The following is a 14,790-nucleotide window of genomic DNA, read 5'->3' on the forward strand; positions in this document are numbered from 1 at the left end:
TAATAGCCCGCCTCACCCCAGCCGGTCACCCGGCTCGGAACGCCAGAGCGGGCGTAGCTCAGGGGTAGAGCACAACCTTGCCAAGGTTGGGGTCGAGGGTTCGAATCCCTTCGCCCGCTCCAGCGATTTTCAGCGGATGGAAGTCGCAGCGAAACCGTCGAAGCGACGGTCCCGCGCCAGACGCGGGTTCACTCCGCGCCGGTACGCTCGATCGAAAAGTCCTTGCCCGGCGGATCGAATTTTCGATGTTGTGCTTGGCCGATCGTCGTTTTCGACTTCGACACCTGCACGGCCGATCCCCCCGGACCTTGTCGAGACAGTTGCGAAAACCCTTCGTCCGTACTCCGGCGAAGACCGAGGCCCAGTTGGGGGACGTCGGTAAACCACGGATAAGGGCCGATCGACATTCAGCGATACCCACGGAATTTCGTCATTCCCGCGCAGGCGGGAAGCCATAAACGCCGACGGTCTGGCTCGATCCGCGACGCTGGCGCGTATCGACTCCCGCCTGCGCGGGAGTGACGAAAGGGGATCGAACGCTATTCCTGCGCCCAGCGAACTGAATGTCGATCCCGCCTAGGGCCGATCGACTTCCGACGCGCCATCCGGTCGCAGCTACGCCATCAACGAAACCATCGAACTCCAACCCAGCAACGCCAATCCCCCAACCCGCCGGCACCCCCACCGGTCCCGAACCCTTGCCAACCCGCTCACCCCCCGCCAAACTCGCGCGGACGATTAGCGGGGACCCGATATGCAACCGAACTGGATCATCCTCGCCGCGCTTCTCGCCCCCGTCCCCGCCGCCGCGCAGGAAACGCCCGCCAACCTGCCCCCCGCCATTGCCGGCACTGCGCAGGGCGATGTGTCGGTCACCATCTATAACGGCGATGTCGCGCTGGTGCAGGACGTCCGGCAACTCGATCTGAACCGCGGCACGGTGCGACAGGATTTTCCCGACGTCAGCGCACAGATCCGCCCCGAAACCGTCTCGCTGGCCGTTCCCGACACCCGCATCGTCGAACAGAATTTCGACTTCGACCTGCTCTCCCCCTCCAGCCTGATGGAAAAGGCGGAGGGCGAGACGATCACCCTGTTGCGTACCAATCCCGCCACCGGTGCCGAAACGCGCGAGCGAGCCAGGGTGCTGGCGGTCAATGGCGGGGTCGTGCTCCAGATCGGCGACCGGATCGAGGTGCTGCGCGACGACGGCCTGCCGGTGCGCGCGATCTTCGACAAGGTACCGCCGTCGCTGCGCGCGCGTCCGACCCTGTCGGTGACGCTCGACAGCAGCCGTGCCGGCACGCGGCCGGCGACCCTGTCCTATCTCAGCCGGGGATTGGGCTGGAAAGCCGATTATGTCGCGCTGCTCGACCGCAAGCGCGGCACGATCGACGTGCAGGGCTGGGTCACGCTCACCAACACCACCGGCACGACCTTCGCCAATGCCCGCACGCTGCTGGTCGCGGGAGAGGTCGGGTCGAACGACGAGGACGGCCTGTACCGTCCGCAACGCCCGCGCGCGCGGATGCAGGCCGGGACCGAAAGCGCGAACCGCGAACAGCTCGGCGACTTCTATCTCTATCCGCTGCCCGAACGCACCACCATCGCCGACAAACAGACCAAGCAGGTCAGTTTTCTCGACGTGAAGGGCACGCCTGCGACCAGCGGCTATCGCTTCGTCAATGGCTGGCTGAACACCGCCGAAAATCCGCGGAGCGCGCAGACCATCGTCCGGTTCAGCAACGCCGCGCAGGGGGGCCTTGGCGACGCGCTGCCCGCCGGCACCATCCGCGTCTATCTGCGCGACGCGCGCGGCCAGCCGCAATTCACCGGCGAGGCGGCGATCGATCACACGCCGCAGGGATCGACAATCGCGCTCGCCACCGGCGACGCCTTCGACGTGAAGGTCCGCCCGGTCGTCGAAAGCCGCACCCGGATCGGCAGCAATCGCTGGCAGACGAAAATGCGCTACACGCTGACCAACGCCACCGCCGCGCCGGTGACCGTCGAGCTGGTACAGGGCGGCCTCGACTGGAGCGACACCCGCATCGTCGAACAGAGCCGCCCCGGCGAACGGATCGACGCCGGGCAGACGGTGTGGCAGGTGCCGGTCCCTGCCAACGGATCGGCGGTCGTCACCGCGACGTTCGACACGCGCTACTGATGCCGGCGTTCGAGGGCAGGCGATGCAGCGGGGAGGTCGCTCCCGGCGAGCGATCTGCCCGCGAGGTATCCGGCGCGCCGGTCGCGGTCGCGTTGCCGGCGACCCGGACCCGCCCGGGAGCGGTGCGACCGTGCTCGCCAGCGTACCCTCACGCAGGCGGTTGGCCAGAGCTACGGACGCAAGTGGTTGTATTGGCCGGCTCCGCTCCACCGCCCGCACGAGACCCCTGCGAACGCCACGAACGGAGCCAATTCCGCACCGTACCCCGACAAAGGCGAGATCGTTGCGAAAGTACCGGTTCCTGCCCCCTGCCGTACCCGCGCGCAGGCGGGGGTCCAGGGTTCCAAACGCAAACCGATGTTCTACCTGGCTCTGGACCCCCGCCTGCGCGGGGGTACGGCGCGTTTGTGGCTAAGCCTGCGACGTTCGCTGAGGTTTCACCTTCGCCGGGGTACGAACCAGCGGCGTTCGCAATGATCGCCCCCGTGCCGAAGGACGCCGACAACGCCCCGCAGGAACGGACCGCCCAAAACGGTCCCGAACCCATCCAAGGGAACGACCGCGAAAAACGCCATCGGTCGCACCGCACCACGCGGCGTCGGCTCACGATCGCGACCCTCCCGCTGCTCCTCGCCACCCCCGCCCTCGCGCAGCAGCTGCCGACCACGACCTCCCCCGCCCCGACGACGGTCGCGGTCACCATCTATCGCGCGCCGTATCGGCCGGCGCAGGGTGCGATGAACCTGCGCAACCTCGACGGTTATGCGCTGGTGACCGAGACCCGCCGCGTCAAACTGCCAAAGGGCCGCGCCGTGCTCCGGTTCGAAGGGGTGGCGGGCGGTATCCTCCCGGTCAGCGCGGTGATCGACGGCCTGCCCGGCGGCACGGTCGAGAAAAACCGCGACGCGCGGCTGCTGTCGCCGGCCGCGCTGGTCGACGGCACGCTCGGCAACCGGGTGACGTTGCGCCGTACCGACCGCGCCACCGGGACATCGCGCGAGGAACCGGCGACCATCGTGTCCGGTCCCGTCGGCGGCGTCGTGCTGCGCACCGCGAACGGCGTCGAGGCGTTGGGGTGCAGCGGCCTGCCCGAATCGCTGCGCTACGCTCGCGTACCCGCCGGCCTTGCCGCCAAGCCGGTGCTGAGCGTCACCACCGACAGCCCGTCGAGCAGGACCGTCACCGTCCGCCTCTCCTACCTTGCCAGCGGTTTCGACTGGTCGGCCAGCTATGTCGGCACGCTGACGGGCGACCGGCTGAACCTGTTCGCATGGACCACGCTCGCCAACGGCAATGCCGAGGGGTTCGCCGGTGCCGAGGTGCAGGTCGTGGCCGGACGGCTGAACCGCGAACGCATCGCGCCGGTCGAGGACGCGGCGACCCGGCTGCAACTGCGCTGCTATCCGTTAGGTACGACGACGTCGGACCTGCGCGAGGCGACGTTCGAACCGGCGGAGGAGATCATCGTCACCGCATCGCGGATGGCCGTCCCACCACCACCGCCGCCCCCGATGCCGGCCCCACCGGCACCGCCCGCCCCGGCGGCACCCGAAAATCTCGGCGACCTGAAACTCTACCGCCTGCCCGGCCGCACCACCGTCGCCGCGCGGGGTCAGAAACAGGTCGCGCTGCTGCGGCAGGACGGGGTGCGCTATGCCCGCCTCTATCGCCGCCGCATTCCCGTCGGCCAGCCGCTCGACGCCGCGGCGGTCGACATCGTCCTGCGGGTGAAGAACGAGAAGGCGGACGGGCTCGGCATCGCGCTTCCCGCCGGCACCACCGCGCTCTACGCGCCGCGCGGCGACACCGTGCTGCTGGTCGGTACCGGCACGATGACCGACCGTGCGGAGGGGGAGACGCTGCTGATCGCCGCCGGCAGCAGCCGACAGGTGCTGGTGAACCAGACCCGCCTCGACGATCGTTCCGCGCGGCTGAGCGTGACCAACGCGCGCAACGTCGCGGTCGATGTCGAGCTGCCGCTCGGCTGGCCGAACTCCGGCGCCCGGGGCGATGGGCTGACGACGATCGACGGCATCCCGACATGGCGGACGACGCTGGCCCCCGGCGCAACGGCGACGCTCGACTACCGCTTCTGAACCGCTTTCCTACAGCCGCCCGGTCGGACAGGGTTACGCCCGCTCCTTCGCATCGCCCGCGCGGCGGTATGGCGCTGATCAGAACCTCCGCAGAGACTTCGAACAACGAGAAGGCAACTTCCGGAACACCCGCACCGCTAACCCGTTGAAAACAAGCCCCCTACCTGCAAGCACATCCCGCAAATCGTGTAACCTTCGTCAACTTCCCGCCATTGCCGCCATCGTCACATAATCGAGCTTGCCCGTCCCCAGCACCGGCAGCGCCGCCACCACCCGCACATCGCGGGGCAGTGCCAGTTCGGCGATGCCGTTCGCCCGGCCCCATGCCGACAATGCGCCCGCCCCCGCGCCAACCTGCGTCGTGAACAGCACCAGCTGCTCGCCCTTCCGGGCATCGGGCCGCGTCACCACCGCATGTTCGCCCTGTGGCCAGACCTTGGCGGCATAGCCCTCGACCGCCGGCAGCGAGACCATTTCGCCGCCGATCTTGGCAAAACGCTTCGCCCGTCCCCGGATCGTCACGAAGCCGGCATCGTCGATGGTGACGATATCGCCGGTATCGTGCCATCCGTCCGCCGGCGGTTGCACCACGCCGGGTGCCTCGACCTTCAGATATCCGGCCATGACGTTCGGCCCGCGGATCGCCAGCCGTGCGCCTTCGGTGATGCCCGGCACCGGTTCCAGCCGCGCCTCGATCCCCGGCAGCAGCCGCCCGACACTGCCCGCGCGGAAGTGCATCGGCGTGTTGACCGCGATCACCGGTGCCGCCTCGGTCGCGCCATAGCCTTCGAGGATGCGCAGCCCGAACTTCTCGGCATAGGTCGCCCGCGTCTCCGGCCGCACCCGCTCCGCCCCGGCAAAGATGTAGCGCAGCGCATAGAAATCATAGCCATGCGCCATCCGCGCATAGCCCGACAGAAAGGTATCGGTCCCGAACAGGATCGTCGCATTGGCGTCGTAGGCCAGTGCCGGCACGATCCGGTAATGCAGCGGGCTGGGATACAGCACCGTCTTCACCCCCGACAGGATCGGCAACAACGTGCCGCCGGTCAGCCCGAAGCTGTGGAACACCGGCAGTGCGTTCAGCACCGTATCCGCCCGGTTGAAATCGATCCGGGAGGAGAGTTGCAGGCAGTTGGCCAACAGGTTGCGGTGGGTTAGCACCACCCCCTTGGGCACGCCCTCCGACCCGCTGGTGAACAGGATCACCGCGGGCGCGTCCGCCGACACCCGCAACCGCCGGTGCAGCCGCCCCGCCATCCGCGACCGCACCAGCGCAACGAATTTCGCCCCTGCGCCGATTCCCTCGCGAAGTTCCTCCAGATAGCGGATGGCGATCCCGTCGCCGACCAGCCCGGCGACGACCTCGCCCAGCTTGGCCTGCTCGACGAACGCCCGCGCGGTGACGATCGTCCTTATCTGCGCCGCCGTACACGCCACCCGCAGATTGGCGAGGCCGGCGGTATAGTTCAGCATCGCCGGCACCCGCCCCGTCGCCTGCAGGGCAAAGAAGGTCGCGACCACGCCGCCCACGTTGGGCAGCAGCACGCCGACCGCCTCGCCCTGCGCCGTCCCCGCCGCCAGCGGCCGCGCCAGCGCCTGCGTTCCGGTGACGAGGCGGTCATAGGTCAGCGGCACGCGCTGCACATCCTCGACCACGGCCATCCCCGCACCATGCAGGTGCCGCGCATCGATCAGTGCGTCGTACAGCGTCCGGTCGGTATCGGACGTGGCGAAGATCATCTCGCTCATCAGGTCGTACAGCTGCCGCCCGGCGATCGCCCGCCGCTCGCGCACGCTTAGGCCTTGCGGCAGGTCGAAGCGGCGCGGCGGCAACACGGTCAGTTCGATCCTCGGGAACCAGTGCAGCCGCGCCTTGCCCTTCAACCGGCTGAAGCGGGTATATTGCGCCCCGTCGATCCGTACCGGCACGATCGGCGCGTTGGCGCGGTCGGCGACCATGCCGGGGCCGTCGAACACCTTCATCAGTGCGCCGGTGACGGTGATCCGCCCTTCGGGAAAGATCACCAGCGTCCGCCCCTCGCGCACCGCCTTGACCATCGCCTTGGCCGACATCGGGTTCGTCGGATCGACCGGAAACGCGTCGAACAGTTTCAGCAGCGGCTGCATCCACCATGCCCGCGCAAAGCGGCTGTGGATCGCAAAGGTCGGCTTGCCCGGCAGGAACGCGGCCAGCAGCAACCCGTCGAGGAACGACACATGGTTGACCACGACCACCGCGCGTTCGCCGGGCAGCGGCATGTTCTCCGCGCCGTGCACCTTCACCCGGTATGCCAGCCGCAGCGCGCCGCGCACCACGGACTTGAACACCGTTTCGGGCAGCAGCCAGCACGAGATCAGCGCGATCGACAGCGTCGCGAACCCCAGCGCGCCGAAAATGCCGGGCACGCTGCTCCCGCCCGCCAGCATTGCCGTCACCACCGCGACCATCACGACCGTGACGATGGCGTTGATGATGTTGTTCGCGGCGATGATCTGCGACCGCTTCTCCGCCGGGCTCCACGTCTGGAGAATGGCGTAGAGCGGCACGACGAACACCCCGCCGCTCAGCGCAATACCCGCCAGATCGATCAGCAGATGCCAACTGCCCGGCGTCGCCACGAACGCGGCGATATCCGCGCCCGGCGTTTCGACCACGAACCGGCCCGCCGTTCCCCATGAATCGATCAGGAACACCGCCAGCCCGATCGCCGCGATCGGCACGTATCGCGCCGACACCTCGCCCTTCAGCAGCCGGTTCACCAGCAGCGATCCGACCGCGACGAACAGGCTGAACACCGCGAGGAACAGCGTGACGACCGCCGGCGCGGCGTCGAGCGTCCCCGCAACCAGCGGCGCGAATTCCGACAGCACCACCGCCCCGACCGAAAAGAACCAGCTGATCCCGAGGATCGCCAGCCACACGCCGCGCCCGCCATGCGCCGCGCGCAGGATCGCGGCGGTGCTGCGAAACGGGTTCAGGTCGATCCGCATATCGGGCGCGGCCGACGGGGCGGACGGTACCGCCAGTGCTGCCAGAAACCCCAGCAGCGCGACGCCGAACGCGACCAGCCCGGCCTCCCATGGCGGAATGATCCCGCCCAGCAACTGCCCGGTCAGGATCGCGACGAACGTCCCCGCCTCGACCAGTCCCGTCCCGCCCATCAATTCATGGGCGCGCAGATGCTGTGGCAGGATCGAATATTTGACCGGGCCGAAGACCGTCGAATGCACCCCCATCAGGAACAGGCAGGTCAGCAGCACCGGCACCGATTCGAACCAGAACCCGATCACCGCCAGCGCCATGATCGCGATCTCGGCCGCCTTCACCGCGCGGATCAGCCACGCCTTGTTCCACGCATCCGCCATCTGCCCGGCAAGGCCGGAAAACAGGAAATAGGGCAGGATGAACAGCCCGGTCGACACCGTCGCCAGCGTCGCCGCCTGTGCCGGATCGGCCCGGTACAGCGTGAAATTGGCAAGAAACAGCAACGCGAATTTCAACAGATTGTCGTTCATCGCCCCCAGAAACTGGACGACGAACAACGGGGCGTAGCGGCGCTTGGTCAGCAGCGAGAAATCGGGCGCGGACATCCATTCCCCCATCGGGATTGCCCGACCCGGGAACAGGCACCGGCCCGCCCCCGAATCACGGCGACGCGGTCAGCCTAGCAGAAAAATAACAGTGTTCAATAAATCAGTTCGACCGCGTCGGGTCGGTCATCGGATCGGCCAGTTCGCGCGGACCCGGCAGGCGGGCGACCGGCAGCGAGGCGGTCTGACGCTCGATCATCCGGTGGACGCGCGGCGGCCCGTCGCCCCTGTGCAGCGCCAGCAACGCGACGCTGTTTGCATGATCGGCCTCGGTCCGGCGCTGGTTGTGACGAATATATTCCAGCCACGTCGACACATGATAGCGCTCGATCCACAATTCGGGATCGTTCAGGTCGCGCAGCAACGCCCAGTGATGCGCGCCATCGCGGCGGCGGATGCGGCGGCGTTCGTTCATGACGTTCAGGAAACCGACGACATCCTTCGGCGCGATCCGGTAATCGATCGTCACCACCACCGGCCCCGATCGCGCCTCGACCGGTACTTCGGTATCGGGCGTCTCCCACCCGCGCGGCGCAAGGCTTGCGGTTTCGATATCGCGCAGCGGCAGTTTGAACCCGGCAACGACGCTCAGCATCTGCACCCCCGCCGCCGCCAGCAACGCGATATGGACCCCCGATCCTTCGGCGACCGACCCGAACAGCCAGCTGCCGATCGTCATGCCGCCGAACGCCGCCATCTGGTACAGCGCCAGCGCGCGCGCCACGACCCAGCGCGGTGCCGCCATCTGCACCGATACGTTGAAGGTGCTGAGCGCCGATACCCAGCCCGCGCCGGCCAGCACCAGCGCCGCCATCGTCAGCGGCAAGACCGGGCTGACCGCCGCGATCGCCGCGCCGCTCGCCAGTGCGGTCGCCGCCACGCGGACCAGCCGCTCGGGCGCCCAGCGCTTGCGCAGCCGCACGCTGCCCAGCGCGCCGATCACAGCGCCCCCGCCGAATGCGCCCAGCAGCGCGCCATAGGTCAGCGGCCCGCCGGTGACGAGGTCGCGCGCCACCAGCGGCATCATCGCCGGCACCGCGCTTGCCGCGACACCGAACAGCGCGGCGCGGATCAGCACCGTCCGCAAGCTGGGCGACATGCGGACATATCGGACCCCCGCCGCCATCGCGAGGCCCAGCGTCTCGCGCGGCAGCGTGCGCGGAGCATAATCGGGATTCCACCGCGCCAGCACCGCGATCAGCCCGATATAGCTCAGCGCATTGGTCAGGAACGCCGCCGCCGCACCCGCGACCGCGACGATCGCCCCGCCCAGCGCCGGGCCGACGCTGCGCGCGATGTTGAAGCCCATCGAATTGAGCGCGACCGCACTCGGCAGGACGCTGCGCGGCACCATGTCGCCGACCGATGCCTGCCATGCCGGCCCGTTGATCGCGGTCCCGCAACCGATCAGAAAGGTGAACGACAACAGCAGCCATGGCGACAGCAACCCCATCCACGCGCACACCGCCAGCGCGACCGATACGGTCAGCATGAACCCCTGCGCCGCCAGCATCACCCGCCGCCGGTCGAGATTGTCGGCGACCGCCCCGGCCCATAGCGACAACAACATGATCGGCAGCGTCGTCGACGCCTGCACCAGCGCGATCATCTGCGGCGACGCGGCCAGCGACGTCATCATCCACGACGCGCCGACCGACTGGATCAGCCCGCCGAAATTGGACGCCATCGACGCGATCCAGATGGCGCGAAAGATCGGGATCGACAGCGGCGAGCTATGGGTCGCCGTCGCGGTCGTTACGGGGGAGGATGCCATGGCCGATGAATGCGTCGCGCGCCGCTTTGTGCCAAGCGACTTGTGTCGGACCCGCGCGGCGGCGATGGGAACGCGATGCGCGATCCCTTCACCCTCGACGCAACCAGCGCGACGCTGACGATCCGCGCCACGCCAAAAGCGTCGAAGACCGCGGTGACTGGCGTCGTGGCGCTGGAGGGCGAAGCGACCGCACTCGGCCTGCGTGTCGCCGCCCCGCCGGTCGACGGCACGGCGAATGACGAGGTCGTGCGGTTCGTCGCTAAGCAACTGCGGGTCGGGCGTAGCGCGGTGACGCTGGTCGCGGGGCAAACGGGGCGGGTGAAAAGGCTGCGGATTGCGGGGGATGCGGCGATGCTGGAAGCGGCGTTGCGGACACTCATCCCTTAATCGTCATTCCCGCGCAGGCGGGAATCCATACACGCCGACGTCGCGACTCCATCGCAATTGTCAGCGGCAATGGGTTCCCGCCTGCGCGGGAACGATGAAATTGCCTGCTCGTCGTCCCTGTCCACCCCGTCATCCCGGCGAAGGCCGGGATCCATTGTGTCGGGCGCTATCGAAGGAAACGCGACATCACCATGTCCATGGATTCCGGCCTGCGCCGGAATGACGGAACGCGTGTCACTACCCCCACCTCAAACGATCGCATGCGGTACGAACCGCGCCAGATCGCGGGTGATCGGCCCGTCATCCTCGCGCACCGACAGCGCGACCGCGTCGTCGCCGACGATCCATGACCCGACCACCGCGTGATTGCCGTCGAACACCGGCAACCGGGCCAGCGCCTGCACGACATGACCTTCCTCGCCGTAACCGCCCTCCGGCCCACGCGCAGTGGCGCTGCCGTCGACCAATTCGATGTCCCAGCCCTCACGCGAAAAGATCGGCTTGCGCACATAGGCATCGCCAATTTCCGCCAGCGCCGCTGCGTCGTCCGCAAACGCCGCCGGCAGCAAATTCGGGTGCCCGCGATGCCGCTGCCACAGCAACGGCAATATGCCCTTGTTCGACAGCAACGCCTTCCACGCCGGTTCGAGGAACAGCGTCTTCGTCGCCGCCAGTTGCTTGGCGTACGGCTCGCGCAGCATATCCTCCCACGGATACAGCTTGAACAGCGCGCCGATCAGCACGTCGTCGCCATCGACGAACGCGCCGTCACCGTCGACCCCGATCCGGTCGATCGCGACGAACGCCGGGTCCAGCCCCGCGTGCCGCGCGACATCCTCGAGATAGCGGACGGTCTGGCGATCCTCGACATGGTCGTCGACCGACGCGAAATGGACCGTGCTACCCTTCGTAAAGAGCGCACCGAAGCGTTCGACCAGCGCATCGTGCAGTCGGTTATACTGGTCCGCCCCTTGCGCCAGCGTGCCGTCGGCGATGCGATCCTCCAGCCACTGCCACTGGAACAGCGCGGTCTCGAAGATGCTGGTCGGAGTGTCCGCGTTATATTCCAGCAGTTTCGCCGGTCCGCTGCCGTCGAAGGCGAAATCGAACCGCCCGTATAGCGACGGAGCATGTGCCTTCCACGACGCCGCCACCACGTCGCGCATATCGTCGGGAATGGCGAGCCGGTGCATCAGCGCCTCGCTGCCGACCACCTCGTCCACCAGGTCGCGGCACAGGCCGTGGAGCTCGACGCTGGGTGCCTCGATCCCCTGCTCGACCTCATCGAGCGAGAAGGCGTACCAGGCCCCCTCCTCCCAATATTTCTCGCCGTCCTGATGGTGGAAGGTGAATCCCATCCGCTCGGCGGTCGCCCGCCAGTCGGGACGGGGGGCAACCGAGCGGCGTTCCATCAGTCGCGCCCGATCGTTCCGCCGTCGCGCGTCCCGTCGGACAGGCGCGGCGCGTCCTTGGGTTGCGACAGGCGCGCGAGGATGTCGTCAGCGCTCGAATTGCCCGGCAGCAGCCCGGCGGCCTTCAGCTTCTCGTCGAGATCGGCACCGGTGCGCATGTCCTCCAGCTCGGCCTGCGCCTTGAACTTCTCTTCACGTACCGCCTGCCGCTCCTTCAGCCGGGCAAGGCTGTCCGCCGCCGATCCCAGCGACGCGGTGGCACCGCCATAGCTGCTGGCGACCGAGGCCTGCGCCTTCTGCACGCTCTCGTTCGCGCGCACCACGTCGACCTCACGACGCAGCGCGTCGATCTTGCCATCGCCGGTCTTTATGATGCCGCGGATCTTGTCCTCGGCCGACCGCATGTCGGCGATCTGCGGCGTCTTGGTCGACTGTTCCTGCTCGATCGTCGCCAGCCGCTGTGCGACTTCGCGCGCGAGGTCCATGTCGCCACGCGCCATCGCCGCGCGGGCCGACGATTCATATTTGTCGCGCTGCGAGGTGAGCGCCTCCAGTTCCTTTTCCATCATCCGCCGCTTGGCGGTCAGCGTCGCGAGGTCGTCGCGCGCCTTGGCCTGCAGCGATCCGGCATCGCGGATCTGCTGGTCGAGGATCGTCAGCGCCTTGGCATCGACGATCGACTGCCCGGTTTCGTGCGCGGTGCCGCGCACCAGCGCGACCAGATTCTTCCACATCGACATCGTCCTACCTTCCGTTACGCGGCAAATTCGGTGCGCAGTTCCGACGCCGCCTCGATCGCGTTCTGCGCCAGCACGCGCAGTTCGATCAGTACGGTATGCAGCGACGATTCGACCGACAACTCACCCACCAGCTCATAATATTCGCGTCCGCCGACTTCCGCGATGGCGAAATTCGACAGCGGCACCAGCTTCTGCGTCTTCAGCAGGAACCGGTTGAACGCGTCGGGCTCCGACTGTTCGTCGACCGGCCACAACAGGCTCGACACGACGATCTGCTCGCCCGCGACCGACGCGAAGATGGCAAGGTCGCCGAAATGGTGCATGGTCAGTTTCAGGACGGGTTCGGCCTGCTCGATCCGCTCGACGCTCAGTTCGTCGGCATAATCGGGTCCGCCCAACGCCTGCGCCAGTCCGGCGCTCGTCCAGCTACGGGGTGCTTCGTCCATCCATCCCTCCGAAAAGCCGGCCCGGTGTGTTGGCCGCGCTTGACACCCCAAGCATAAGGCGCGACCAAAAAGCAAGGTGCGGGGGCATGGGCAGGGGATGAAGTCATTCGGTCTCGGCAGGTATCTAAGGCGGCTCTATCTCGCGGCCAGCGAGCTGCACCGTGGCGTGCTGCTCGCGCTGCTGGTCCTGCACATGACCATCTCGTGGGAATTGCTGGCCTTTGCCGGGGAAAGCGACCTGCTGCACCCCTCGGCCTATCTCTATTGGTATGCGACGACCGCCTCGACGGTCGGCTATGGCGACCTGTCGCCGAAATCGGATGCGGGCCGGATCGTCACCGCGCTGTTCGTGATGCCCGGCGCGATCGCGCTGTTCACCGTGTCGATCGCCCGCGCCTTTGCCGGGGTGTCGGCGCGCTGGCGGCGGCGGCGCATGGGCCTGGGGGACTATAGCGCGATGCGCGGCCATATCGTCCTCGTCGGCTACGACCCCGATCGCACCCCGCGCATGATCGCCGAGATCGTCGCCGACGGGCAGGGGCATGAACTGGTGCTGGTCGCGACGCAGGAACTGACCGGCGACGCCGCGACGCACCGCTTCGTCCGCGTCGCCTCGCTGACCGCGCCGGCCGACCTGCGCCGCGCCGGCGTCGCGACCGCCGAACGCGTCATCGTCTATGGCCCGTCCGATCCCGATACGCTGGCGGCGACGCTCGCGGTCACCGCGCTCAACGACAGCGGCCATGTCGTCTGCTTCCTGCGCGATCCCGATACCGCCGGTCTGCTGGCGGCCCATTGCCCGCAGGTCGAGGTGGTGCTGACCCCGACCGTCGAACTGGTGGTGAAGGCACTGAGCGACCCCGGTTCCAGCCGCCTGATCGCGCAACTCGCCAGCCATACCGACGATGGCGGCACGCTGTACGCCACCACCGCGCGCACCGGCGGCAGTTTCGACGACGCGGCCCGCGATCTGCGCACGCGCGGCGGAATATTGGTCGCCAGCTGTGGCGCCGGGCAGCATTCGCCGGTATTCGACCCCGACGGTCGGATCGCGGTCGGCGACCGGCTGTTCTACATCGCCCGGACAAGGATCGCGGCATGATATTCGGCAGCCTGTTCGGCGGCGCTCCCAAGGACGAACCCTCGGCAGTCGCGGTGGTCCGCAACATCACCATCGGGCGGCAGGTCCGGCTCGACGCGCTGGCATGGCGGCGGCTGACCGGTGCCGCCTTCACCCTCGAGCGCGATACGCTGGAAATCACTGCGCAGGGCGTCATCCGTCTGGACGATGGCAGCCATGTCCACCGCTTCTACACCGACGACGAACTGATGCTACAGGCGGTCAGCCAGTCGGCGGACGGATCCGACGCCGACGATTTCACGCTGTTCCGGCCATGGTCGTCGACCTATCCGACCGACTGGGCCGATACCGGTGCGTTCCGCCAGCGCCTGTCGCAACCCGTCTGGGACGAACCCGGCCTCGCCCGCTTCCAGCGATTCTGGTATCCCGAGGACGATCGCAGCCAGCCGCCCGTCGAATTGTGGGAGGCGGTCTATTACGAACGCACCGGTCGCCCGGTCCGGCAGATCAAGCAGGCCTGCATGCTCTATGCGCGCGACATCGCGCCCGAGGGACAGGAACTGCTGCTCGCCATCGCCATGCAGCCCGAGGGCGGCGACCTGACGCACGAAATCATGGTCGGGCTGCCGCTGCTGCCCGCCGAATTCAACGCCTGATCATAGGGGGACCGGGATGTTCGATGTCGCATATTTTCTGGACGGGGCGCTGCACTTCATCATCGCCTTCGGCCTTGCCTGCCTGTTCCTGACCGTCTTCAAATGGCTGTACCAGATATCGACGCCCTATGACGAACGCGCGCTGATCGCCGCCAACAATCCGGCGGCGGGCATCGCGCTGGGCGGCGCGATCATCGGCTTCGCCCTCCCCCTCGCCTCGGCGCTCAGCGTCACCGTCAGCGTGGTCGAATTCACCGCCTGGGCGCTGCTCGCTGGCGTAATCCAGATCGTCGCCGCCTTCATCGTCCGCCGCCTGATCGTGCGCGACATGGTCGTCCGCATCGAGGAGGGAAATATCGCCAGCGCGATCTACAGCGCGGCGACGTCGATCGGGCTCGGCCTGCTCAACGCCGCGTCGATGACGTACTGAAGGGTAC

Annotated in this window: 12 protein-coding genes and 1 tRNA gene; 7 read left to right on the forward strand and 6 right to left on the reverse strand. The window is 67.8% G+C overall.

Annotated features, from left to right (window positions below; genetic code table 11):
- Positions 1–47: 47 nt before the first annotated feature.
- Positions 48–122 (forward strand) — tRNA-Gly (locus tag ASE50_RS15890).
- Positions 123–188: 66 nt separating this feature from the next.
- Here the strand turns inward: ASE50_RS15890 and ASE50_RS18880 are convergent.
- Positions 189–407 (reverse strand): hypothetical protein, encoded by a 219-nt coding sequence (locus tag ASE50_RS18880; protein ID WP_156347501.1) that lies wholly within the window; start codon positions 405–407, stop codon positions 189–191.
- Between the two features lie 347 nt (positions 408–754).
- Here ASE50_RS18880 and ASE50_RS15895 point away from each other — a divergent pair, with 347 nt between their 5' ends.
- Both ASE50_RS15895 and ASE50_RS15900 read left to right on the forward strand, forming a co-directional pair.
- Positions 755–2,167, forward strand: coding sequence for a DUF4139 domain-containing protein (locus tag ASE50_RS15895; protein WP_056402754.1), 1,413 nt, complete (start codon positions 755–757; stop codon positions 2,165–2,167).
- A 473-nt stretch (positions 2,168–2,640) separates the two neighbouring features.
- Positions 2,641–4,263 carry a DUF4139 domain-containing protein gene (locus ASE50_RS15900; RefSeq protein WP_056402756.1) on the forward strand — a complete coding sequence of 541 codons (1,623 nt, stop codon included), beginning with the start codon at positions 2,641–2,643 and terminating at the stop codon, positions 4,261–4,263.
- Positions 4,264–4,461: 198 nt separating this feature from the next.
- Here the strand turns inward: ASE50_RS15900 and ASE50_RS15905 are convergent, their stop codons facing one another.
- Positions 4,462–7,857: an acyl-[ACP]--phospholipid O-acyltransferase gene (locus tag ASE50_RS15905; RefSeq protein ID WP_235512397.1), complete on the reverse strand. Its 3,396-nt coding sequence runs from the start codon at positions 7,855–7,857 to the stop codon at positions 4,462–4,464.
- 103 nt (positions 7,858–7,960) lie between these two features.
- On the reverse strand, positions 7,961–9,631 hold the full coding sequence (locus ASE50_RS15910; protein WP_056402758.1) for an MFS transporter: 1,671 nt from the start codon (positions 9,629–9,631) through the stop codon (positions 7,961–7,963).
- A 75-nt stretch (positions 9,632–9,706) separates the two neighbouring features.
- On the opposite strand from ASE50_RS15910, the gene ASE50_RS15915 reads away from it, so the two are divergent.
- Positions 9,707–10,018: a DUF167 domain-containing protein gene (locus tag ASE50_RS15915; protein ID WP_056402968.1), complete on the forward strand. Its 312-nt coding sequence runs from the start codon at positions 9,707–9,709 to the stop codon at positions 10,016–10,018.
- Between the two features lie 248 nt (positions 10,019–10,266).
- On the opposite strand, the gene ASE50_RS15920 is transcribed toward ASE50_RS15915, so the two are convergent.
- Genes ASE50_RS15920 through ASE50_RS15930 form a run of 3 tightly spaced genes read right to left on the reverse strand, consistent with a single transcriptional unit; the run spans position 10,267 to position 12,616 of the window.
- Positions 10,267–11,430 carry a glutathionylspermidine synthase family protein gene (locus tag ASE50_RS15920; RefSeq protein ID WP_056402761.1) on the reverse strand — a complete coding sequence of 388 codons (1,164 nt, stop codon included), beginning with the start codon at positions 11,428–11,430 and terminating at the stop codon, positions 10,267–10,269.
- On the reverse strand, positions 11,430–12,170 hold the full coding sequence (locus ASE50_RS15925; RefSeq protein ID WP_056402764.1) for a PspA/IM30 family protein: 741 nt from the start codon (positions 12,168–12,170) through the stop codon (positions 11,430–11,432). Before ASE50_RS15925 ends, ASE50_RS15920 begins: the two co-directional genes overlap by 1 nt.
- 14 nt (positions 12,171–12,184) lie before the next feature.
- On the reverse strand, positions 12,185–12,616 hold the full coding sequence (locus ASE50_RS15930; protein ID WP_056402768.1) for a YjfI family protein: 432 nt from the start codon (positions 12,614–12,616) through the stop codon (positions 12,185–12,187).
- Between the two features lie 97 nt (positions 12,617–12,713).
- On the opposite strand from ASE50_RS15930, the gene ASE50_RS15935 reads away from it, so the two are divergent.
- From ASE50_RS15935 to ASE50_RS15945, 3 genes are read left to right on the forward strand one after another with little or no spacing between them, the layout of a single operon-like run.
- Positions 12,714–13,718 carry a potassium channel family protein gene (locus ASE50_RS15935; RefSeq protein ID WP_056402771.1) on the forward strand — a complete coding sequence of 335 codons (1,005 nt, stop codon included), beginning with the start codon at positions 12,714–12,716 and terminating at the stop codon, positions 13,716–13,718.
- Positions 13,715–14,353 carry a DUF2491 family protein gene (locus ASE50_RS15940; protein WP_200909566.1) on the forward strand — a complete coding sequence of 213 codons (639 nt, stop codon included), beginning with the start codon at positions 13,715–13,717 and terminating at the stop codon, positions 14,351–14,353. The genes ASE50_RS15935 and ASE50_RS15940 overlap by 4 nt, the downstream gene beginning before the upstream one ends.
- A 16-nt stretch (positions 14,354–14,369) precedes the next feature.
- Positions 14,370–14,783: a DUF350 domain-containing protein gene (locus ASE50_RS15945; RefSeq protein ID WP_056402773.1), complete on the forward strand. Its 414-nt coding sequence runs from the start codon at positions 14,370–14,372 to the stop codon at positions 14,781–14,783.
- Positions 14,784–14,790: the final 7 nt, after the last annotated feature.

The sequence above is a fragment of the Sphingomonas sp. Leaf5 genome (genome assembly GCF_001421155.1).
GTDB lineage: Bacteria > Pseudomonadota > Alphaproteobacteria > Sphingomonadales > Sphingomonadaceae > Sphingomonas.